Below are 282 nucleotides of genomic sequence, written 5' to 3' on the forward strand. Positions count from 1 at the left end.
ACATCCGGCCGCCGGAGGCGGTCACCGGCAAGGAGAAGCGGCTGAACGCCGCCTCCTACGGCTACAAGGGCCGCCTCGGGGACGCCGAGTACGACCATCTGATTTCCCTGCAGCTGGGCGGTGACCCGAACGACGCCCGCAACCTCTGGGTGGAGCCCGCCGACCCGGGCCACAAGCCGGGCTCGGGGGTGAACAATCTGAAGGATCCGGTGGAGACGAAGCTGCACACCGCCGTCTGCTCAGGGAAGGTCACCCTGAAGGCGGCGCAGCAGGCCATCGTCA

Annotated in this window: 1 pseudogene; it reads left to right on the plus strand. The window is 68.4% G+C overall.

Annotated elements, in window-relative coordinates:
* Positions 1–282, plus strand: a pseudogene (locus tag ADK64_RS14080) (hypothetical protein); the annotation flags it as partial.

Origin of the sequence: Streptomyces sp. MMG1121 (assembly GCF_001280015.1) — a bacterium.
In the GTDB taxonomy this organism is placed as follows: Bacteria; Actinomycetota; Actinomycetes; order Streptomycetales; family Streptomycetaceae; genus Streptomyces.